The sequence below is a fragment of the Gordonia sp. CNJ-863 genome, from assembly GCF_001942325.1.
In the GTDB taxonomy this organism is placed as follows: domain Bacteria; phylum Actinomycetota; class Actinomycetes; order Mycobacteriales; family Mycobacteriaceae; genus Gordonia; species Gordonia alkanivorans.
On the sequence record NZ_MKKG01000066.1, the window covers coordinates 43,192 to 63,578 of the forward strand.

Annotated in this window: 20 protein-coding genes and 1 pseudogene; 7 read left to right on the forward strand and 14 right to left on the reverse strand. The window is 67.4% G+C overall.

Annotated features, from left to right (window positions below; translation table 11 throughout):
• Positions 1–17: 17 nt before the first annotated feature.
• Together BJF87_RS21935 and BJF87_RS21940 are read right to left on the reverse strand one after the other, a co-directional pair.
• Positions 18–1,522: pseudogene (locus BJF87_RS21935) on the reverse strand (sensor histidine kinase).
• A gap of 38 nt (positions 1,523–1,560) precedes the next feature.
• On the reverse strand, positions 1,561–1,776 hold the full coding sequence (locus BJF87_RS21940) for a biotin/lipoyl-binding carrier protein (RefSeq protein ID WP_035755118.1): 216 nt from the start codon (positions 1,774–1,776) through the stop codon (positions 1,561–1,563).
• 142 nt (positions 1,777–1,918) lie between these two features.
• Here BJF87_RS21940 and BJF87_RS27265 point away from each other — a divergent pair, with 142 nt between their 5' ends.
• Positions 1,919–1,993, forward strand: a complete 75-nt coding sequence (locus BJF87_RS27265) for a 50S ribosomal protein bL37 (RefSeq protein WP_369758845.1) — start codon at positions 1,919–1,921, stop codon at positions 1,991–1,993.
• Between the two features lie 122 nt (positions 1,994–2,115).
• Here BJF87_RS27265 and rsrA read toward each other — a convergent pair whose 3' ends face one another.
• Together rsrA and BJF87_RS21950 are read right to left on the reverse strand one after the other, a co-directional pair.
• Positions 2,116–2,403, reverse strand: coding sequence for a mycothiol system anti-sigma-R factor (rsrA, locus tag BJF87_RS21945; RefSeq protein WP_035755116.1), 288 nt, complete (start codon positions 2,401–2,403; stop codon positions 2,116–2,118).
• A complete protein-coding gene (locus BJF87_RS21950) occupies positions 2,400–3,233 on the reverse strand; it encodes a sigma-70 family RNA polymerase sigma factor (protein ID WP_006360100.1) in 834 nt (277 codons plus the stop codon). Before BJF87_RS21950 ends, rsrA begins: the two co-directional genes overlap by 4 nt.
• A 182-nt stretch (positions 3,234–3,415) precedes the next feature.
• On the opposite strand from BJF87_RS21950, the gene ybaK reads away from it, so the two are divergent.
• Both ybaK and BJF87_RS21960 read left to right on the forward strand, forming a co-directional pair.
• Entirely contained in the window at positions 3,416–3,910 is a 495-nt protein-coding gene (gene ybaK, locus BJF87_RS21955) for a Cys-tRNA(Pro) deacylase (RefSeq protein ID WP_006360101.1), read from the forward strand.
• Positions 3,911–3,972: 62 nt separating this feature from the next.
• Positions 3,973–4,749 carry an SOS response-associated peptidase gene (locus BJF87_RS21960; RefSeq protein WP_075863962.1) on the forward strand — a complete coding sequence of 259 codons (777 nt, stop codon included), beginning with the start codon at positions 3,973–3,975 and terminating at the stop codon, positions 4,747–4,749.
• A 1-nt stretch (position 4,750) separates the two neighbouring features.
• Here the strand turns inward: BJF87_RS21960 and BJF87_RS21965 are convergent, their stop codons facing one another.
• Complete coding sequence (locus BJF87_RS21965; protein WP_075863907.1) at positions 4,751–5,779, reverse strand: zinc-binding alcohol dehydrogenase family protein; 1,029 nt, start codon at positions 5,777–5,779, stop codon at positions 4,751–4,753.
• 139 nt (positions 5,780–5,918) lie between these two features.
• Between BJF87_RS21965 and BJF87_RS21970 the strand changes: the two genes are divergently transcribed.
• Genes BJF87_RS21970 through BJF87_RS21980 form a run of 3 tightly spaced genes read left to right on the forward strand, consistent with a single transcriptional unit; the run spans position 5,919 to position 8,355 of the window.
• On the forward strand, positions 5,919–7,046 hold the full coding sequence (locus BJF87_RS21970) for an ABC transporter permease (RefSeq protein WP_035755111.1): 1,128 nt from the start codon (positions 5,919–5,921) through the stop codon (positions 7,044–7,046).
• Positions 7,043–7,723 (forward strand): ABC transporter ATP-binding protein, encoded by a 681-nt coding sequence (locus tag BJF87_RS21975; protein ID WP_035755109.1) that lies wholly within the window; start codon positions 7,043–7,045, stop codon positions 7,721–7,723. The genes BJF87_RS21970 and BJF87_RS21975 overlap by 4 nt, the downstream gene beginning before the upstream one ends.
• 17 nt (positions 7,724–7,740) lie before the next feature.
• Entirely contained in the window at positions 7,741–8,355 is a 615-nt protein-coding gene (locus BJF87_RS21980) for a TetR family transcriptional regulator (protein WP_075863908.1), read from the forward strand.
• 10 nt (positions 8,356–8,365) lie between these two features.
• Here the strand turns inward: BJF87_RS21980 and BJF87_RS21985 are convergent, their stop codons facing one another.
• Both BJF87_RS21985 and BJF87_RS21990 read right to left on the reverse strand, forming a co-directional pair.
• Positions 8,366–9,862, reverse strand: coding sequence for an NAD(P)/FAD-dependent oxidoreductase (locus BJF87_RS21985; protein ID WP_075863909.1), 1,497 nt, complete (start codon positions 9,860–9,862; stop codon positions 8,366–8,368).
• A gap of 73 nt (positions 9,863–9,935) precedes the next feature.
• Complete coding sequence (locus tag BJF87_RS21990; protein WP_006360109.1) at positions 9,936–11,126, reverse strand: hypothetical protein; 1,191 nt, start codon at positions 11,124–11,126, stop codon at positions 9,936–9,938.
• A 111-nt stretch (positions 11,127–11,237) separates the two neighbouring features.
• On the opposite strand from BJF87_RS21990, the gene BJF87_RS21995 reads away from it, so the two are divergent.
• Complete coding sequence (locus BJF87_RS21995; protein WP_035755101.1) at positions 11,238–12,479, forward strand: MFS transporter; 1,242 nt, start codon at positions 11,238–11,240, stop codon at positions 12,477–12,479.
• A gap of 12 nt (positions 12,480–12,491) precedes the next feature.
• Here BJF87_RS21995 and malQ read toward each other — a convergent pair whose 3' ends face one another.
• The 7 genes from malQ to BJF87_RS22030 all read right to left on the reverse strand — a co-directional run bounded on the left by malQ (position 12,492) and on the right by BJF87_RS22030 (position 20,271).
• The gene (malQ, locus tag BJF87_RS22000; protein WP_084813249.1) at positions 12,492–14,666 is read right to left on the reverse strand and encodes a 4-alpha-glucanotransferase; all 2,175 of its coding nucleotides are present in this window, start codon (positions 14,664–14,666) and stop codon (positions 12,492–12,494) included.
• Between the two features lie 12 nt (positions 14,667–14,678).
• Positions 14,679–16,097, reverse strand: a complete 1,419-nt coding sequence (locus BJF87_RS22005; RefSeq protein WP_006360112.1) for an FAD-binding oxidoreductase — start codon at positions 16,095–16,097, stop codon at positions 14,679–14,681.
• Positions 16,098–16,101: 4 nt separating this feature from the next.
• Positions 16,102–16,755 carry an NAD(P)H-binding protein gene (locus BJF87_RS22010; protein WP_006360113.1) on the reverse strand — a complete coding sequence of 218 codons (654 nt, stop codon included), beginning with the start codon at positions 16,753–16,755 and terminating at the stop codon, positions 16,102–16,104.
• A 127-nt stretch (positions 16,756–16,882) separates the two neighbouring features.
• Positions 16,883–17,158: a GlsB/YeaQ/YmgE family stress response membrane protein gene (locus tag BJF87_RS22015; RefSeq protein WP_035755099.1), complete on the reverse strand. Its 276-nt coding sequence runs from the start codon at positions 17,156–17,158 to the stop codon at positions 16,883–16,885.
• Positions 17,159–17,364: 206 nt separating this feature from the next.
• A complete protein-coding gene (locus BJF87_RS22020; RefSeq protein WP_081724863.1) occupies positions 17,365–17,814 on the reverse strand; it encodes a lipoprotein LpqH in 450 nt (149 codons plus the stop codon).
• 119 nt (positions 17,815–17,933) lie between these two features.
• Positions 17,934–18,800, reverse strand: coding sequence for a ParA family protein (locus BJF87_RS22025; RefSeq protein ID WP_075863910.1), 867 nt, complete (start codon positions 18,798–18,800; stop codon positions 17,934–17,936).
• A 97-nt stretch (positions 18,801–18,897) separates the two neighbouring features.
• Positions 18,898–20,271, reverse strand: a complete 1,374-nt coding sequence (locus BJF87_RS22030) for an oxygenase MpaB family protein (protein ID WP_075863911.1) — start codon at positions 20,269–20,271, stop codon at positions 18,898–18,900.
• Between the last annotated feature and the right edge of the window lie 116 nt (positions 20,272–20,387).

Here is a 20,387-nt window from a genome sequence, read left to right on the forward strand (position 1 = left end):
ACGGAAGAACTGCGTTCTCAGGAACGCAGCGGAATATGCACTCCGACTTCGGTTCCCAACCCTTCCGGGTTGGGCCGGACGTCGAGCTCGCCACCGAGTTCGATCGACACGAGCGTCTTCACGATCTGGAGTCCGAGGTGATCCGAGGTGGCCAGGTCGAAGTTCTCGGGCAGTCCGGAGCCGTTGTCGCGCACCGCGATACGGAGGTTGCGCACGTCGCGTTCGGCGATGACCGCGATCTCTGCGTCGGATCGGGGCGAACCGTCGAAACCGTGCTCGATCGCATTCTGGATCAGTTCGGTGAGCACCATCACCAACGGCATCGCCAGCTCGGCGGGGAGAACCCCTAGCCGGTCGCGGTGACGCACCGTCACCCGTGACTCGTTGGACGCCACGTCGACCAGGATCGGGACGAGACGGTCGACGACCTCGTCGAGATCGACTTCCTCGTCGACGCTGCCCGACAGCAGTTCGTGAACCAGAGCGATCGACGCGACGCGGCGCACGGCCTCGTTCAGCGCCTCCCGGGCATCGGTGTTGGAGGTTCGCCGGGCTTGCAGGCGCAGCAGCGCCGACACCGACTGCAGATTGTTCTTCACCCGGTGGTGGATCTCCCGGATGGTCGCGTCCTTGCTGATCAACGCGCGGTCGCGCCGCTTGACCTCGGTGACGTCGCGGATGAGCACCACGCTCCCCGACTCCTCACCCTTCGGGCGGAGCGGCACCGCCCGGATGAGGACCGTCGCGCGTCGGGCGTCGGCCTCCACCCGCATGCCGATGTCGCGGTACGGGCCGGTCGGCACCTCGGCCACCCCGGCCGCGATGTCGAGCATCATCGCGACATCGTCGGCCTCGAACGGCTCGGTGACGAGTTGCTTCACCACGTCGGAGAGCCGCGTGTGGTTGAGCTCGGCCGTCCAGCCCATGCGGTGGAACGCCGAGAGCGCGTTGGGGCTCGTGTAGGTGACCGTCCCGGTCCGGTCGAGCCGGATGAAACCGTCACCCGCGCGAGGCGTCGACAATCCCCGCGGATTGCCCTCCTCGTGCGGGAACGTGCCGTCGGCGACCATCTGGCACAGATCGTCCGCCGAGTCCTGGTAGGCGAGCTCCAGGGGCGACGGCAGCCGCGGATGGGTGAGGTCGACGGCGCGGGTCAGCACACCGATCACCGCACCGTCGAAGCCGACCGGGACCGCCTCCTGCCGCATCGCGGTGGCCCCGAACCACGTCGGGTCCTCGTCGCGGAGGACCTTGTCGGAATCGAAGGCGCGGAGCACCTGCGGGTGCACCGCGGTGTCGATGACCCGGCCCACCTCGTCCGTGGGAAAGACGGTCGACGCGGTGTTGGGCCGGCACTGCGCGACGGTGACCACGGCCCCCTCGTCGTGCGCACCGACAGGAGGAAATCTGCGAAGGAGAGGTCGGCGAGCAACTGCCACTCGGCGACGAGTCGCTGCAGGTGCGCCGCAGCGGCGTCGGAGAGGGTGGTGTGCTCGGCGAGCAGGTCGGCAAGTGTCGACATGGGAAGGCTCCGGGTTCGCGGAGAGGGTGCGGCGCGGGCTATTCGAAGGTGGCGATGACGTCGCCGGCCTGGATGACGTCGCCCACCTTCACCTTGAGGTCGGCGATGGTGCCCGCTTCCTCTGCGAGAACGGGGATCTCCATCTTCATCGACTCGAGCAGCACCAGCGTGTCACCGACCTCGATCTGCTGTCCGGGTGCGACCAGGACCTCGAGGACACTCGCGACGATCTCTGCCACCACGTCTTCAGCCATGCACTCAAGTTAGCCCACGGGGTCACCGGCGACGACGGGTCGGGCCCGGTCTCGACCGGGCGATGGCCGACCGGGTTTTGGCACGTGGGAGAATGCCTGAGACACTGTGATGTCCCCATCCGCCGGCAAAAGGAGATGCGTCATGGGAAAGCGCGGACGCAAGAAGCGCGCTCGTAAGAAGAACGCTGCCAACCACGGCAAGCGTCCGAACGCCTGATCTTCGCCTCACGGCGGGGTTCGGCGAACGAGCACCAAGAAAAACGCCCGGGTACGGCCTTCATGGCCACCCGGGCTTTTTCATGCCGTCACCCCCGGGATTCGCCGGGGGTGACGGGCGATTCAGCGGTCGGTCTCGGCGATCTCTTGGATGATGACCGTCCGGCGGATCTCCACGCGCAGACGATCACGCAGCCCCTGAGGTGCCTGGTCGCCGCCGCACTTTCGGTTGACGAGCGCCTTCAGCTGCCGCTCGATGCCGTAGTGGGCGAGGCACGACGGGCAGGTGTCGAGGTGCCCCTGGAGCCGCATGCGGGCGTTCTCGTCGCATTCGTTGTCCAGCAGCAACCAGACGTCGGCGATGACGGCCGAGCAGTCGAGCTGGGTGACTTCCGGATCGATGTCGCTCATCGCGCCACCTCCGCACCCTTGGCCGTGGCAGATCTGTGGAAACCACGCTCCCGGGCGACGTCGGCCAGCAGCTCACGCAGCTGACGACGTCCTCGGTGAAGTCGGGACATGACGGTGCCGATGGGGGTGTCCATGATCTCGGCGATCTCCTTGTACGGCAGGCCTTCCACGTCGGCGTAGTACACGGCCATCCGGAAATCCTCCGGAAGCTCCTGCAGCGCGGCCTTGATCTCGTCGTCCGGAAGGGCGTCGAGGGCCTCGATCTCCGCCGAGCGCAGCCCCTGGGAGGTGTGCTCTGCGGTCGCCGCGAGCTGCCAGTCGGTGATCTCGTCGGTCGGGTACTGCGCGGGTTGGCGCTGTTTCTTGCGGTAGCCGTTGATGTAGGTGTTGGTCAGGATCCGGTAGAGCCACGCCTTGAGGTTGGTGCCCTCCCGGAACGACGCGAAAGCGGTGAACGCCTTGATGTAGGTCTCCTGGACCAGGTCCTCGGCATCGGCGGGATTACGGGTCATCCGCAGGGCGGCACCGTACATCTGGTCGAGCAACGGCAATGCGTCGCGCTCGAACCGTTCGGTGAGCTCCTCGGGGGACTCGCTCGGGTCGGCGCGTCGGGGCGCACCCTTCTCGGCGGACACGTGCGCAGCGGTTCCGGTCGCGGTGGACTCCGTAACGGCTGCTTCGGTGTCGGCTGATTCGGCTTCGGCCACTACGATCCCTTCGATGAGAGGCGTCACTGGGACGTTGCCGGTCAAGCTTACCGACCCCGGCCCGGCCAGGAGGTGCGTCGCCTCCACGAGTACCGGTGGCTCGAGTACCGCCGTTGTGCTCATCTCGGTTCTACCTCCTCGCATGCGCTCGGCGATCTTCGTGTCGCAACCAGTCACAACAGGTCGGGCCGGGCGGTTTGTTCCCGACGTGACCGGCACCCCTTTTCGTCACGGTGAACAGAGCGCTGGTCGAATACGCTCTCCAGGTCAGACACCGACACGTCCCACCAGGAGGCACCCCGACCATGGCGGCAACACCCGCGATCGCGGCCCTCGAACGCGCGAAGATCGCGCACACCGTCCACCGCTATGACCACGACCCGCGGTCGGAGTCCTTCGGCACCGAAGCAGTGGACGAGCTCGCCGACACCCTCGGCATCGTCGGTGAACAGGTCTTCAAGACGCTCGTCGTCGAACTGTCCGGTGGTAGCCGCCCCGGTCTCGCCGTCGCCGTGGTCCCGGTTCCCCGCAAGCTGTCGGTGAAGGCGGCCGCCGCCGCGCTCGGGGCGTCGAAGGCCCAGATGGCCGAGGCCAAGGCCGTCACCCGCAGCACCGGCTACGTCCTCGGCGGCGTCTCCCCCGTCGGCCAGCGCACCGCTCTGCCGACGGTCGTCGATTCCTCGGCGCTCGAGTTCGACCGGATTCTCTGCAGCGCGGGCAGGCGTGGACTGGAGATCGCACTGGCACCCGCAGACCTCGTCGCGGTGACCAAAGCAGTGGTCGCCGACATCGCGGTGTGAGGGTTCCTCTTCCCGCGGGAACATCTACTACCGGAGGTCAGGCGTAGGGCAGCATGGTGACCATGTGCGGACGCTATGCGGTGACCACCGATCCGGCGAAGCTCGCGGCGGAGATCGACGCGGTGAACGAGGTACCCGAGCCGGCGAAGGAACCGGCCGACCCCGATGCCCTCGACCTCGACACCCCCGCACCTCGCGCACTGGGCCCCAACTACAACGTCGCGCCCACGACCACGGTGATGACCGTGGTCAAACGGCATTCGCCGGAGGATCCCGACAACGATCCGCTGCTGCGCATCCGCGCCATGCGCTGGGGGCTCGTGCCGCCGTGGAGCAAAGAGGTCGGCAAGGGGCCACTGTTGTTCAACGCCCGCGCCGAGACCGCCGCGGAGAAGAGTTCGTTCCGCGCGTCGGTGAAGTCCAAGCGGTGCCTGGTGCCGATGGACGGCTGGTACGAGTGGAAGAAAGGCCCGCTCGACAGCAGGGGCAAGCCCACCAAGATCCCGTTTTACATGTCCCCGCGGGACGGCACCCGGTTGTTCATGGCCGGGTTGTGGTCGGTGTGGCATGACAAGCACTCCGACGACGCCCCGCCGCTGCTGAGCTGCTCGATCCTGACCACCGATGCGGTCGGCAAACTGCGCGACGTCCACGACCGGATGCCGCTGATCATGCCGTACGACAACTGGGATGCCTGGCTCGATCCGGATCACCGGGCACCGGACGACCTGTTCGCGCCGCCGGCCGAATCGCTCGCCGAGGCGATCGACATCCGCGGGGTCGCGCCGCTGGTCAACCGCGTCGCCAACAACGGGCCGGAGCTGCTCAACCCGCTCTGACTCAGAGGTCGGCGACGAGAACCGCTGCCCCGTCGAACCGTCCGGCGGCCAGTTCGGCGAGCGCGCGGTCGGCCTGTGACATCGGGTACTCGTGCGTCGTCGCCCGGACGCCGTGCCGGGCGGCCAGCGTCAGGAACTCGGCGCCGTCGGCGCGGGTGTTGGCGGTGACCGAGCGGATCTCCTTCTCGTAGAACAGTTCCCGCTCGTAGTTGAGCGGCGGTACGTCGGTGAGGTGGATGCCGGCGATCGACAGGACGCCGCCGCGATCGAGCGCGCGCATCGCCACCGGCACCAGCTCGCCGACCGGGGCGAAGGTGATCGCGGCGTCGAGCGACACCGGCGGCGCATCGGTGGCATCGCCGACCGACGCCGCACCGAGGTCGGCGGCCAGGCGTCGGGACTGCTCGCCACGTGTGAGGACGTGCACCTCGATCCCGAGGGCGATCGCCAGTTGTGCGCAGAGGTGCGCACTCCCACCGAAACCGTAGAGCCCCAGCCGCTTCGGACGATCGGAGCCGGCTCCGAGGTCGTCGAGCAGGCCGGTCCGCCGTAGCGCGCGATAGCCGATGATCCCCGCGCACAACAGCGGCGCGATCGAGACGTCGTCGATGCCGGACGGCAGCGGATAGGCGAAGCCCGCGGGCACGGTCACCAGCTCGGCATACCCGCCGTCGACGTCCCATCCGGTGTACACCGATGCCGCACAGAGGTTCTCGGCACCGCGGACACAGCGATCACAGGTCCCGTCGGTGCTGTGCAGCCAGGCGACGCCGACGCGGTCACCGAGGGAGAAGCCGGCGGTGTCGCGACCGAGTTCGACGACCTCCCCGACGACCTCGTGTCCGGGCGTCACCTCTGCGCGGCGGACCGGCAGATCACCCTCGGCGACGTGGAGGTCCGTACGGCAGACACCGCAAGCACGAACCCGGACCAGCAGTTCGCCGGCCCCGGGCCGCGGTTCCGGTTTGTCGACGAGCCGTAGTGGTCGGGTGTCGATCGGCCCCGGCTCGGTCACCGCCCAAGCGCGCATGTACCTCAGGCTAAACCCGCCCGCACGGCGCGGCACGGTGTTGCGAATGACCGGTCTCACACCGAACGGAGTACACCTTCCCGACACAGTGTCGGTATCGTTGCCGACATGGTGTCGGTAAACATGCGAGGGCAGTGACGTGTTCCTTGCCCTTCGAGAACTCTCATTCGCACGCGGACGATTCGCCCTGATGGGGTCGGTGGTCGCGCTGATCGCCATCCTGATGGTCCTGCTGAGCGGCCTGTCGGTGGGTCTGGTCAACGACGGTGTCTCCGGTTTGAAGAAACTGCCGGTGACCTCCTTCGCCTTCCAGAAGGACATCGCCACCGACTCCGCCTTCTCCCGGTCCCTGGTGCCGACGTCGGCGGTCGGCACATGGGCCGAGCAGCCGGGCGTCGAGGACGCCGCACCCTTCGGCAACACTCTGATCAACGGACGTACCAACACCGGCGTCGACATCGACCTCGCCCTCTTCGGCGTGGAACCGGGCAGCTTCGTCAGCCCCGCCGCCTCCGAGGGCAAGTCGCTGTCGAACACCCCCGGTGAGCTCGTCATCAGCGAGACCGCCGCCGAGGACGGACTCTCGATCGGTGACACGGTCACCGTCGAGCCGCTCGGCACACAGCTGCGGGTCGTCGGAATCCTCGACGGCCAGAGCACCTTCGGACACGTCGACGTCGCGTTCGTGCCGCTGAAGACGTGGCAGGAGATCCGCGCCGGCGCTCGTCCCGGCGAGCCGGTGCCGCCGCGCGTCTACGACGACATCACCGCCGTCGCGGTGAAGACCGACAGCTCGGCCGATCTGGCCGCCGGCGACGCCGCCGCCGACACCACCTCGCTGACTCTCGACGAATCCTTCGGCGCTTCACCGGGTTACACCGCCGAGACCTCGACCCTCACGCTGATCCAGGCCTTCCTCTACGCGATCTCGGCCTTGGTCGTCGGCGCGTTCTTCACGGTCTGGACGATCCAGCGCAGGCAGGAGATCGCCGTGATGCGCGCGATGGGCGCCTCGACCGGTTACCTTCTGCGCGACTCGCTGATGCAGTCGTTCATCCTGCTGCTCGTCTCTGCCGGCATCGGCATCGGGATCGGCGTCGGCCTCGGTGCCGCCATCGGTTCCACCCCGATGCCCTTCGCCCTGGAGACCGGTTCGGTCGCCGCGGCCGGCGGGCTGCTGATCCTGTTCGGCATGATCGGCGCCGCCGTCGCGGTGCTCCGCATCACCCGGGTCGACCCCCTGACCGCCTTGGGAGGCAACCGATGACCGCGCTCGCACTCAACGACGTCAGTCTCGTCCACGGTGACGGGGAAGACGTGGTCACCGCACTCGACGCGGTGACCCTCGAGGTCGCCGCAGGCGAGTTCGTCGCCGTCGTCGGCCCGTCCGGTTCCGGCAAGTCCAGCCTGCTCGCGGTCGCGGGCGGTCTCATCACCCCGACGTCGGGGACGGTCACCGTCGGCGACGCCGACCTGGGAACCGCGCCGAAGCGCGAGCTGACCCGGATCCGTCGCGAACACATCGGATTCGTGTTCCAGAGCGGCAACCTGCTCGACGCGCTGACCGTCGAGGACCAGCTGCGTCTGCCACTCACGTTCGGTCGCGTCGCCGAGGCCCGCTCACCGGCCGAACTGCTCGCCGGTGTCGGTATGTCGCACAAGGCGAAGCGCCGCCCCCATCAGTTGTCGGGCGGTGAGCGGCAGCGCGTCGGCATCGCGCGAGCGCTGATGACCCGGCCGGATGTCCTCCTCGTCGACGAGCCCACCGCGGCCCTCGACCGGCGGCGCAGTCACGAGATCGTCGAACTGCTCGCTCGCGAGGCCCACGAACACGGCGTCGCGACGGTCATGGTGACCCATGACCAGGACGTTCTCCTACACTGTGACAAGGTGTACGAGATGGTCGACGGACATCTGAACGAAGGGTCTGCGGCGTCCGCATGAGCTGAGGAGGTGGGCGTTTGCCACGCATCGAGGCGCCCACCGTCGCCGAGCACCGCCGTAAGCAGGAGCAGGCGATCCTGGACGGCGCGAAGGCCATCCTCGCGGAAACCGGCGAGGCACCGACCCTTGCCGCGGTCGGCAAGCGCGTGGGCCTCGCCCGCTCGAGCGTGTATCAGTACTACTCGTCCAGCGAGCAACTCGTGGCCGCGGTCCTGGCCGATCTCCTCCCCAGTTGGGATCGGTTCGTCCGCGATCGTGTCGGTGCCCAGACCGAACCGGGACAGCAGATCTGGGGATACATCTGTGCGAACGTCGAGCTGATCGTCGGGTCGGAACAGGCAGTGGCGAGTGCGCTCGTCCGGATCGTCGATCCGAGCGTCCTGCAGGAGCCGATGCAACGGTTCCACCGGGAATTGCAGGAACCGCTCGTCGACGCCCTGATCGCGCACGGCGAACCGCGCCCGCTCGAGGTCGCGCAGCTGATCGACTCGATGATCGTCCAGGCGTGCAGGTCGTGGGGGGCCGAGCATTCCACGACCGCTACCGAGGATCCCACACGAGCCGAAGGCGCGGAGATCACCGCGATGATCCGCCGGCTGATCGGCGACTACCTGGGACTGACCGACCGCTGACTCGAGCCGCTCAGCGGAAGGCGTAGTCGCTCAACGGGAACGAGTCCATCTCCCGCAGGGTTCGCAGCGTGGAGGCCGGACGCAGGAGCGTCGCCTCGCCGTGCTGGTTGAAGTAGTAGCTGCGCGAGCCCACGCAGTTGCCGTTGTAGAAGACCGAGGACTGCAGACGGTCGGTCACCTCGTCGAGGAAGGCGTCGTTGGCGGGCTCGGTGACCTCGAAGGTGTCCTGCCCGCGGCGTCGGAGTTCACCGAAGAGCCGGGTGATGTGCTTCATCTGCCCCTCGATCGTGGTGAAGTACGACAAGCCGCTGTACGAGTACGGACTGTTGAGCGAGATGAAGTTGGGGAACTTCGGCACGGTGACACCCTCGTAGGCCTGGAATCTGCCCTCTCGCCAGAACTTTCCGAGGTTGCGCCCCTCACGACCGACGATGTCGAAGGCCGGGAAGTTCACGTCCCACAGGTTGAATCCCGTTGCCAGTACTAGGGTGTCGATCTCGGTCTTCGTGCCGTCGCCGGCCAGGATCCCGTCGGCCTCGAGGCGGGCGATGCCGTTGGTCTGCAGGATCACGTTCGGCTTGGTGAAGCTGGCGAAGTACGTGTTGGAGAAGGTCGGCCGCTTGCAGCCGAAGTCGTAGTCGGGTGTCAGCTTCCGACGCAATTCCGGGTCGGAGACCTGGGACCGCAGGTGTGCCTTGGCCAGCCGGGCCGCCAGCTTGTTGCCGGGCTTGAGCTGCTTGAAATGCAGGACGCCGGAGACCATCAGCAGCTCCAGCAGCGAGGTGTTGACCAGGCGAGCCACTTTCTGCGTCAACGGGATTCGCCGGAACACCTGCTGCACCGCGGACGGGATCGCGAAGTCGATCTTGGGCACCACCCAGATCGGCGTCCGCTGGAAGACGGTGAGCGCATCGGCACGCTCGGCCACCTCCGGGATCAGCTGGACTGCCGTCGCACCGGTTCCGATGACCGCGACCTTCTTGCCGGTGAAATCGAAGCCGTCCTCCCACGCCGCGGTGTGCAGGATCGTCCCCTGGAAGTTCTTGATCCCCGGGAAGTCCGGGACGTGGGGCTGGGAGAGGAAGCCGGTCGCGGTGACGAGCGAGCGGGCGGTGCGCTCCGTTCCGTCACCGGTCCGCACCCGCCACCGCCGCGCGTCGTCGTCCCACTCGGCGGAGTCGACGGTCGTCCCGAACTCCATGTGCCGTTTGAGGTCGTACTTGTCCGCGACATGGTGCGCGTAGCGCTTGAGCTCGGGACCGGGCGCGAACAGACGCGACCAGTTCGGGTTGGGCTCGAAGGAATACGAGTAGGTGACCGAGGCGATGTCGACGGCGAGACCCGGGTAGTGATTGACATGCCAGGTCCCGCCGAGGTCGTCCTCGCGCTCGAGGATCGCGATGTCGTCGATGCCCAGGCGTTTGAAGGCGATCGCGGCACCCATTCCGCCGAAGCCGGCGCCGACGATCAGCACGTCGTGGGCAGGCGCGTCGTGTGCAGGTTGCATGAGAGACCCCAATAACTGTAACCGACAGTTACTGTAACTTAGCACACACCGCCGTCGTGTGTATCGGACCTGGTCAGGCGATCGTGGTGCCGTCCCAGAGCACATCGAAGAACTGTGTCGCCATCAGTTCCTCGCGCTTGTTCCGGTCGAGTCCGAGTTCCTTGCGATAGGCCAGGATGTGCTGCAGCGAGAGGGCCGAGTAGATCAGCGGCAGGTGGTCGCCCGGCTGGTCGTACACGCCGCCCGCTCCCTTGGCCACGGCGAGATTCCGGCGCAGATGAGAAGGGTGCTTGAGCGCATCACGCAGTACCGCGGCCTTGATCATCTTCTTGCGGCCCGCGGGGACGACGACGAGGTCACCCGGATCGAACAAGGCGGCGTCGAACTCCTCGGCGCTCGCGACCGTGCACCCCGCTGTCGGTCGGGGATTGCACTCGACCATGTGGTGGACGCCGTCGTCGGTGACGAGGTAGTCGAAGCTGATCTGCCCGTGCCAGTTCAGTTCTCGCGCAATGGTCTGCGCTGCGGCGAGCGATTCCGGCGAGTCGACGGATTGGAAGACGATGCCGCCGCGGTCGTCGATCGCGAGGGGGTGCTCGTAGCAGGAGTGCAGCACGATCTCGCCGTGATGGGCGACACTCCAGCTGCACCGGTCGGCGCCCGTGAGGTACTCCTGGACGAGCCAGGGATCGGCGGGGGTCGGGCTGACGTCGTCGATCGACGATTCCCCCGCCAGCGGCCCGGTGTTGGTGAGGACGTCGAGCCCGCCGCGACCGAAGGCCGCCCGGGCGAACCAGTGCGGCCACTTCTCGGTGGCCTCGCGCAGCTCGTCGCGGCTCGTCGTGGTCACCGATTCCGCGGCCGGGAGTCCGAGTTCGCGGCAGAGGGCGGTGAACCCGACCTTGTCGTGGACGCGGGCGAGGGTCTCGAAATCGGGGAAGAACAACTCGACGTCGGGGTGTGCGGCGGAGATGCGGTCGCGGTGTCTGGCGAGGTAGAAGACCTCCTCGAACATCGGGAGCAGCCAGGTGATGCCGTGCTCGCCGATCGCATCGATCACCGCGTCGACGAAGGCGGTGGTCTGCTGGGTGGGTGCGGGGAACACGAGATGGCGTCGCGCGCCGCGGGAGTGACTTCCCGGCGCCGCTCGGAAGGTGTCCGCGGCGGTGACGTCCCGCCCGGTCTCCCCGAGCTTGTGGATCTCGTCGACGGCGAACGGCATCCGGGATGTGGTCACGAGGATGTGCGGTTCAGAGGCCTGCATGGCAGGGACGATAGGCGACGCGACGGCACCCGGCCCGTGATGACGGACAGATGACGAGGATCTGTTACCGGTGAGCGCCCCGATCCGGTCCGGCGGTAGTTTGGCAGTCTCATGACTGATCGATCCGGCACCCCGTCATCCCGTTCCGGCCGAGGTGCATCGGCATCGGCCGCGCCTCGTTCGACCACCCCCTCCTTCGTGGCGGCGGTCTACGCCTTCGCCGTCGTCATGCTCGGGACGACGCTGCCGACACCGCTCTATTCGCTCTACGGGGAGAAGCTCGGCTTCGGTGTCGCCACGACGACGGTCGTCTTCGGGGTGTACGCGGTCGGTGTCATCGCCGCATTGATCGGTTTCGGCCGCTGGTCCGATGTGATCGGGCGGCGCAAGCTGCTCATCGCCGGCGCCCTGCTGTCAGTGGCCAGCGCCGTGGTCTTCCTCACCGCCGGACCGGTCTGGCAGCTGCTGGTGGGCAGGGTGCTGTCCGGGTTGTCGGCGGGGATCTACGCCGGCGCCGCGACGACCGCGGTCATCGAACTGGCACCGCCGTCGTGGCGGGGCCGGGGGCCCGCCGTCGCGACCGCGGCCAACATCGGCGGACTCGGGATGGGACCGCTCATCGCCGGCCTGATCGCCGAGTATGCGCCCAATCCCCTGCACACCCCGTTCTTCCTCGACCTCGCCCTCTTGGCTCTCGCCTTCGCCGGCATCTGGCGACTGCAGGAGACGGTCGACGTCAAACCCGGTGCCCGTCTTGGTGTTCAGCGGCTCTCCGTACCGGCCGACGTACGCGGCGTGTTCGTCCGCGCGTCGATCGCCGCGTTCGCCGGCTTCGCGGTCATGGGGACGTTCACCGGCGTCATGCCCTCGTTCGTCACTCAGATACTGGGCATCGACGACCGCGCGTTCACCGGTTTCCTCGTCTTCGTGCTGTTCGCTTCCTCGGCGGTCACGCAGATCGTGGTGCGGCGCATGCCCACCGAGTCCGCGCTGATCGCCGGTTGCGCGATCTTGATCGGCGGCACCTGCCTGTCGATCGTCGGCCTGGTCGCCACGTCGACCGCCGCTCTGCTGGGTGGCGCGGTGGTGTGCGGTGTGGGGCAGGGCATGTCGTTCAGCAAGGGGCTGGCGTCGGTGGTCGCGGCCAGCCCGGCCGATCGACGCGCCGAGGTCACCTCAACCTATTTCGTGGTCGCCTACGTCGCGATCTCACTGCCCATCGTCGGGCAGGGTGTGGCCGCACAGCAGTGGGGACTGAGGCCGGCCGGAATCGCCTTCAACATCGGCGTCGCGGTTCTCGCGCTGGTGGCGTTGATACTCACCATCATCGCCGTCAGGCGCCTCGGCGACTGACCATCATCGCCGTCAGGCGCCTCGGCGACTGACCATCGATATACCGTCAGCGCCCGGGACCCCGTACTCGTTGAGTATGTTCACCAGCTGACGGAAGCGCACGCTGCTGACGAGGTCCTCCACCAGCACCACCTCACCGTCGGCGTTGGCGAGCGGGATGCACCAGTTCGGGTACTGCTCCGCACTCGTACCGGGCTGGTTCTGAATCCGCCGCTCCCCCACCGCGTCCACGAGTGCGACGCTCAGCAGCACCGACGGTGTGTGCGCGATGACGGCGTAGAGGGCGTCGACGACCTTCGGGTCCGACAGCGGGATGTCCCGCGACAGCAGGCCGCGCTCGTAGGCGAGTTCGAGGACGGCGTCGCGTTCGCGTTCGTTGCGGTCCCGTTCGGCCTCCTCCCCGGTCTCGAGCAGCCCCAGCCGTGCCCGCAGTGCGATGTGGTCACCGGCCAGGTAACCCGTCGTCGGCGGGAGGTCGTGGGTCGTCACCGACGTCAGGCACAGTTCGCGGTAGCGTTCCGGCGCGATTGCCGCCTTGCGGTCCTGCTCGAACCACAGGATCGACGTGCCCAGGATTCCGCGCCCGCGCAAGGTGTCCTGCACCGTCGGCTCGAAGACTCCGAGGTCCTCGCCGACGACCACCGCATCGGCGCGCTGGGCCTCAAGGGCCAGGATGCCGATCAGTGCCTCGCTGTCGTAGTGCACGTAGGTGCCGCCGGCCGGTCCCATGCCGTCGGAGATCCACCACAGCCGGAACAGTCCCAGGATGTGGTCGACGCGGACGCCGCCGGCGTGACGCAGCACGGTGCGGATCATGTCGCGGTAGGGCTCGTAACCGGCCTCGGCCAGACGGCGGGGATGCCAGGGCGGCTGATCCCACCCCTGCCCCTGCTGGTTGAAGCCGTCCGGCGGTGCGCCCACGGTCGCCCCGGAGGCGAGCACATGGCCGAGTGCCCAGGCGTCGGCGCTGTGCCGGCCGACCCCCACCGCGAGGTCGGCCATCACGCCGATGGACATTCCCGCGGACTTCGCGGCATGTGCCGCGGTGGCGAGCTGCTCGTCGCAGATCCACTGCAGCCAGATGTGGAAGTCGATGCGCCGCGCCAGTTTCCGGCGCTTCTTCTTCAGGTGTGCCGGATCGAGGAACTTGTCCTGCCAGCGGGGATCGTCGGCGTCGTAGCGCTCGGCCAGTGCGCACCACGTGGCGAATCGTTTGAGGCCTTTGCCCTCCCGCTGCCGGAACTCGCGCAGGGCGGTTTTGCGCCGGGGGCTCAGCGGCACGTCGTAGATCAGTTCGAGTGCTTCCAGCTTGGCCCGGTAGGACTTGTTGCGCCGGATCTTGTCGGTGGCGGTGTTCTCGCCCAAGAACCCGCGGGCGAGCTTGTTCAACCACTTGCGCTGGGCCTTCGGCAATCCGTCGAGTTCAGGGATGTCGGTGACCCGGATGTAGATCGGGTTGAGGAAGCGGCGTGTGACCGGCAGGTACGGCGAGGCCTCGACCGGGGGGTCCGGTTGCGCCGCGTGCAACGGGTTGACCTGCACGAAATCGGCGCCGTACGCGCTACCCGCGACCTCGCAGATGCCCGCCAGATCGGCGAAGTCGCCGACGCCCCACGAGTCCGCCGAACGGATCGAGTAGAGCTGTACGGCCAGGCCCCACCGCTGCCGCCCGAGCAGCCGGTCTGCGGTGTGCAGCCGGCGCGGGGTGACGATCAGCGGTGCACTCGACGCCGTCGAGTCGTCGAGGTCGAGGGCCTTGATCCGGTGGTATCCGGGTTCGAGGTCGTCGGGGATCGCGAAGGTCGCCCGCCCGACGAGCGCGCCGTCGATCTCGCGCGGGTCCACCCACACGTCGAGTTGTTCCGGCGCGACGTCGCGGCCGTCCTCGGTGGCGATCCACACCTTCACCAGGTTTCCGTGCGGGACGTGGATCCAGAACGTGTCGCCGCCGCCCTCGGTGACCACCGTGACCGCCGGGACGAACTCGCGCCACGGCCGCTCGTCGACCGCGCGGATCGACTCCTCGATCGCCTCGGGTGAGTCCGCAGGGACGTCGAGGGCGGTGAGGACGGCGACCAGCGTCTCCGTACTCACCTCGTGGGTCTCTTGGTCCCAGCCCACATAGCTGGTGGCCACACCGTGACGATGCGCCAGTTCGGTCAATCTCTCCGGGATCACGTCAGCCACCTCGCCATCGTCTCAGGATTCGGGCGGGTCCGCGCTGCGTGCGCCGGTACCGAGGATGACACCCGGATTCAGCAACCCCTGTGGGTCGAAGGCCGCCTTGACCGCTCGCATGGTGTCGAGGTCGACGTCGGACCGGCCGAGGTGCGTCCAGGCAGTCTTGGCGCGGCCGATGCCGTGTTCGGCGCTGATGGACCCGCCGTTGGCCGCGACTACTCCGAAGACCCGGCCGGTGACGGTTTCGGCGTGTTCTTCTGGGACGTCGAGCAGGTTCACGTGGATGTTTCCGTCACCCACGTGGCCGAAAAGGATCGGGCGACAGGGGAAGTCGCTTGCCGCACCGACCTCGGCCAGTTCGGCGAAGGTCTCCGGCAATGCGCGGATGGGTACGGAGATGTCGAGTTTGACGACCGGCGTCGTACTCGACCGGGCAATCGTCTCGGTGTGGCTCTCGCGTGCGCCCCAGAGTGCTCGAGCGGGCGCCGGTTCGAGGACGGCGTCGACGAGTCCGCCGGTGTCGCCGAGCAATTCGGCCATCGTCGTCTCGATGTCGCCGACCCCGGACACCTCGAGGAGGACATAGAAGGGCCCGGGTGTCGCCGTCGGCCGACGGTGTCCGTGTTCGTGCACCAGTTCGATGCCGGCCTCGGTCATGAGTTCGGCGGCCTCGACGGTGAGGCCGCGCGACGACGCGGCGGCGATCAGTCCGATCGCATCCTCGACGTGTTCGACCGCGGCCACTGCGACGGTCGCAGTCGACGGCGGCACGACGAGTTTGAACAGCACGCGCGTGATGACCGCAAGGGTGCCCTCGCTACCGGCGAGGAGCGCCGGGAGGTCGTATCCCACATTGTCTTTCACCAGCGAGGTCCACCGGCGCAGGACGCGGCCGTCGGCGAGGACCGCCTCGATCCCGAGGACCTGGGAACGGGTGTTGCCACGGCGGATCATGCGGATGCCGCCGGCATTCGTCGAGACCACCCCGCCCGCGGTGGCCGACTCGCGGGAGGCCAGGTCGACGGGGAAGGCCAAGCCGGCCTCGGCGGCCTTGCCGTCGATGGCGTCGACGGTGGCACCGGCCTGGGCACCCACGCAGCGGCCGACCGCGTCTACCTCGTCGATGTCGGTCATACGGGCCGTCGACAACACGATCACCGGCCGTCCGGTGTCGTTGCGTGGTGGCGGCACCGAGCCACCCACGAGTCCGGTGTTCCCGCCCTGCACGCAGATTCGGGCGCCGATGGAGGCGCACTCGCCGACGACCCGGGAGACCTCCTCGGTGGTACGCGGCCGCACCACCGCATCCGCCTCACCCCGGTACCGGCCGGTCCAGTCGACGAGGAAACCCTCGATGGACTCGGGATCGGTGAGCACGTTGCCCGCGCCGACCACCGCGCGCAACTGTGTCAGCAGGGCGTCCGCATGCGCGGACACGGCGTCAGACCTGTGCGACCGCGTCGACGACCGGCGTGGGCCCGTCGTTGAACTCGATGACCTTGTGCACCGTCTCGGGTCGTGCGAGAACCGCTGCGGCGACCGCGGCCACGTTGTCGCGACTGACCTCGTCGCCACCGCCGCGCGTGCCGCCGATGGCGATCTTGCCCGTCCCCGGCTCGTCGGTGAGTTTGCTCGGTCCGAGGATCGTCCAGTCGAGGTCGCCCGACTTCAGATAGGTGTCGGCGGCCGCTTTGGCCTCGGCATACGCGTGGAACGAATTGTCCTCGGGCACGCCGTGATCGGGACCGGCACCGAAGTAGGAGACCATGACGTACCGGTGGATTCCTACCTTCGCCGCGGCGTCCATCGAGCGGATCGCGGCGTCCCGGTCGACGGCGTAGGTCCGTGCCGGCTCACCCCCACCTGCGCCCGCCGACCAGACCACGGCGTCGTGTTCGGAGATCGCCGTGGCGATCCCGGTCGTGTCGAGGGTCTCCACATCGGCGACGACGGGTACCGCGCCGGTCTCCGCGACGTCCTGCGCGTGTTCTGGGTTTCGGATGATCGAGGTCACCTGATCGCCTCGGTCGGTCAGGATCTTCGCCAGGCGCAGCGCGATCTTGCCGTGTCCGCCGATGATGGCCACTCGGGTCACTGGTTGCTCACTTTCGCGGTCGACGTCACTCGTTCTTCTCCAACGTACCCATCCACGAACGACACCGCCCCGGCCCGAACGCGAGGTGCGTCGGAAACCGGGGCGGGGTTCGCGGTGGGTGCTGCGATCAGACGCGGGTCCGGCCGCGCCCGGTCACGAGCTTGACCAGGAACAGCAAGACGCAAGCGCCGATCAAGCAGGTGATGAAGCTGAAGATCCATCCGGCGCCCTCGACGTCGACGCCGAAGAGCTGCAGCAAGAAGCCGCCGAGGAGACCGCCTACGACACCGACGATGATGTTGAGGATGATCCCCTGCTGCGCATCGGTCTTCATGATCTTGCTGGCGATCCAGCCGGCCAGACCACCGATGATGATCCACGCAATGATGCCAATTCCCAGCATGTCTGCCTCCTAGGTAGTTGTTGATCCTGCGTGCGTAAATCGTCCGAATCGTCCAGATCGTGCGATTTGCTACAGGACTCAAAGTACCCAGGAACCTCAGGACCAAACCTGCGCGCGTGGATCTGTGTGCACATCGAGACCGGTACGACGGTCATGCCGAGACCTTATCCGCCGGTAGGGCCGTTCGACCTGCAGCGTCGTCGGATTCAGGGGCAGGTCACCTCGATCTCGTAGGACTTGGTCACCTTCTCGGTCGGGTTGGCGAGATCGACCCCCGACGCCTCGCCGGTGATCTTGTAGGTGGAGCCGTCCTTGTCGACCTCGGCGCTGCCCTCACCCACACCCTTCTGATAACCGAGCGTCACGCCGTCCACGGAACCGAGCCCGACCGACTCGACCTCCGGCGAATCCCCCGACGACAGCACGACGCCGACGCCCGAGGTGCCCGACCCGGAACCGATTCCGATCGTCACCTTTCCGGCGGCATCGGTGCAGCCGACGGTCTTGTCCGCCAGTTCCACCTCCTGGCCGTCGACGGTCACCTTGGCCTCCGCGTCGGCACTCCCGGAACCCGAGTCGTCCGAGCCGCATGCGGTTGCGGCGACGGCCAGTGCCGCCGCGCCGAGGACTGAAGCGATGTGCACCTTGTTCATCATGAGAACTCCTGGGCAGTCGTGAACGCCGCCGACTGGCGGACTGAGAAGAATCTAGCCCGTGAGCTGCGCATTGGCACAGAAATGTCTGAATCTCGGGACCTTCGGCACCGCAGTGGGTCTCAGGCGATCGACTGCAGTTTCGCGTCGGCCTCGATCATCACCGCACGCGTCAGATCGCGGAACTGTTCGTAGTGCCCGTGATAGCCGTACTTCGCGTGCAGACCCGGCCACCGCGTGTGGTCCGCGGCCGCGCCGATCGCGTTGGCCTCGTGGAGATATGCGGGCAGGATGTTCTGGATCGTCGGATCACGCCGGAGCCGGTGGACGGTGTCGCGGTGCAGCGACGACGACGCCCGGTACTTGGTGATGACGACACCCAGTTCGACGATGGTGCGGCCGATCTCGGCACCGAAGTCCGCGACCTGTCGCTGAATGTGCGGAATCGCGTACGTGGACAACACGTCCGGGATCGTCGGGATGAGATATCCACTGGCCATGAACAATCCGTTGAGGCTGAACGGACCGACGTTCGGCGGACAGTCGATGAGGACGTAGTCGTAGCGAGACATGATCGGGGCCAACGCGCCTCGCAGCACCTCGACGGCGGCGAGATGGTCGTCGGCGGCGACTCGGCGCGCGCTCATCTCCTCCTGCAGGTCGATCAGATCGAGCGAGGACGGGAGGAGATCGATCCCCGCGAGCCCATCGATCGACGAGACGTCCCGTTGGACGGTGCTCTCCAGGTCGAACCGCCGGGTGCCGTCGAGAACGTCGGCGAACAGGGTCGCGACGGTGTGCCCGCGGGCATTACAGGCCTCCCAGCCGTCCTCCCCGATCGTCATCGTCGTGAGGTTGGTCTGGGCGTCGAGATCGACGAGGAGCACCTTCTTGCCGAAGACGCCGGCGAGGAAATCGGCGAGGCCGGCCGTGAGCGTGGTCTTCCCGACCCCGCCCTTGAGACTGATGGTCGCGATCACCGTCGGCATGGGATCCCCGGTCTGGTCGGTGGGCCTGCGTCGCGAATCAGACTAACCGGGTGGCACTCGCGCCGCAGCGACTCTCGACCGGTCTTGCACGATCCTCTCAGCCGGCCTTGCCGAGGGCCTCGACCGGCTTGTCGTGGTGGGCGAAGGTCGGACCGCGCCCGCCGTCCTGCTCGGCGGCCAGCTTGGTGAAGGCGTCGTGCATGACGGCCCAGTAGGTGTCGCCGTTGGCGCGACGCTTGTCGGCCCGCTTCCAGTAGCCGGGGATGCGCCGGTCCAGATTCGCGAGCTTCGCCTGCGCGGTGATGAGTTTCGGTGCGATCCGTCCGATCCGGGTCGGCTCGGGGGTACCCGTGATGCGGCGCCCGAGGAACGTCCCGCCGATGAAGAAGTACAGGCCGTGCAGCGTCTGATGGATCGCCGACTTCACCTGTGGGTCGATCAGCGGAATCTGCACCTTGTTCATGAGAGTGTTCAGCATCATCTCGGAGACGTCGTTGAGCGCCTCGGAGAACTCCGACGGCGGCTCCATCACCGCATAGCCGTAGTCCAGCAGTTCAACCGCTTCGCCGAACGTGCGTGGGATCATCGCCTCACGGATGCCCATGATGTGTCCGATGTACGACCAGAAGATGTTGAGATCCTCGAGGTCTCGGTAGTCGTAGTGGCGACCGTAGTTGATGTCGTACATGAGGTTGGCGACACCGAACGACGGTATCCCACCGGACATCTCGGCGTTGGAGATCGGCACGCCATGCTGGGCGACCCACTCCTCGCCCCACTTCTTGCGCAGCATGACACGAGCCTGTGCGTGCATCAGCCGCACCCGGACGGCGTTCTTGAACGCCGTGCCGAAGCGATCCAGCGCGCCGGGAGCCGGCAGGTGCAACCAGAATTCGGCGGACTCCAGCGACCGGTTGATCATGTTGCGCTGCATGCGCCCCATGGTTCCGACCGCATCACCCACCGAACCGCCCTGCACGGTGGCCAGGGTGTTGAGGAAGATCAGCGACGCCTTGCCTGCCGGGCTCACCCCGTTCGCGACGATCGCGCCACGATCGACACGATCCTTGGTGATCCAGGCCGGCGGATTGTCGATGTGATCGAAGAGCGCGACGAGCTCCTCAGGTGGACTGTCGATGGTGTCCAGACCGTTGTCGAGGGCGTCTTCGAACATCTGCCGGCCGGTTCGCGGGGGCAGCCTGCGGAACATCTGAACCACCGCATCCATCTCCGGGTCGCCGACCCAGAGGTGGTCCTTCGCGCGGGCGACGATGCCCTCGGTCTCGGGTAGTCGGTCCTGTACGTCGACCCAGCCGTCGAGGAGTCGATGACGAGCCGGCGTCCAGTCCGGATTGAACTTCGGCCGCAGCGCCGGGGCCGGCCGGAGCGGGCGTCCCAGCACAGGATCCACCGGGGCGTCCGGCGCAGGGGGCGGGGCGAGGGCATCGAGGTGATCATCGAGGACGGTCAAGGTGGCGCTCCGTACGGTCCGAGGTCAATCAACTTAGTTATCTTGGTTAGCCAACTTACCTCGTGGGCGGCGGACTTCACACGGCGAATCGTCAACTCGAGCCGGCTGCCCGACTC

Coding starts and splice junctions, on each gene's coding strand:
- BJF87_RS21965 (WP_075863907.1), bottom strand. CDS start 5,779: ATGCGCGCTTGGGCGGTGACCGAGCCGGGGCCGATCGACACCCGACCA.
- BJF87_RS21960 (WP_075863962.1), top strand. CDS start 3,973: ATGTGCGGACGCTATGCGGTGACCACCGATCCGGCGAAGCTCGCGGCG.
- BJF87_RS22025 (WP_075863910.1), bottom strand. CDS start 18,800: ATGCCGACGGTGATCGCGACCATCAGTCTCAAGGGCGGGGTCGGGAAG.
- BJF87_RS21985 (WP_075863909.1), bottom strand. CDS start 9,862: ATGCAACCTGCACACGACGCGCCTGCCCACGACGTGCTGATCGTCGGC.
- BJF87_RS21975 (WP_035755109.1), top strand. CDS start 7,043: ATGACCGCGCTCGCACTCAACGACGTCAGTCTCGTCCACGGTGACGGG.
- rsrA (WP_035755116.1), bottom strand. CDS start 2,403: ATGAGCGACATCGATCCGGAAGTCACCCAGCTCGACTGCTCGGCCGTC.
- BJF87_RS21950 (WP_006360100.1), bottom strand. CDS start 3,233: ATGAGCACAACGGCGGTACTCGAGCCACCGGTACTCGTGGAGGCGACG.
- BJF87_RS22015 (WP_035755099.1), bottom strand. CDS start 17,158: ATGCTGGGAATTGGCATCATTGCGTGGATCATCATCGGTGGTCTGGCC.
- BJF87_RS21990 (WP_006360109.1), bottom strand. CDS start 11,126: ATGCAGGCCTCTGAACCGCACATCCTCGTGACCACATCCCGGATGCCG.
- BJF87_RS22020 (WP_081724863.1), bottom strand. CDS start 17,814: ATGATGAACAAGGTGCACATCGCTTCAGTCCTCGGCGCGGCGGCACTG.
- BJF87_RS21995 (WP_035755101.1), top strand. CDS start 11,238: ATGACTGATCGATCCGGCACCCCGTCATCCCGTTCCGGCCGAGGTGCA.
- ybaK (WP_006360101.1), top strand. CDS start 3,416: ATGGCGGCAACACCCGCGATCGCGGCCCTCGAACGCGCGAAGATCGCG.
- BJF87_RS21940 (WP_035755118.1), bottom strand. CDS start 1,776: ATGGCTGAAGACGTGGTGGCAGAGATCGTCGCGAGTGTCCTCGAGGTC.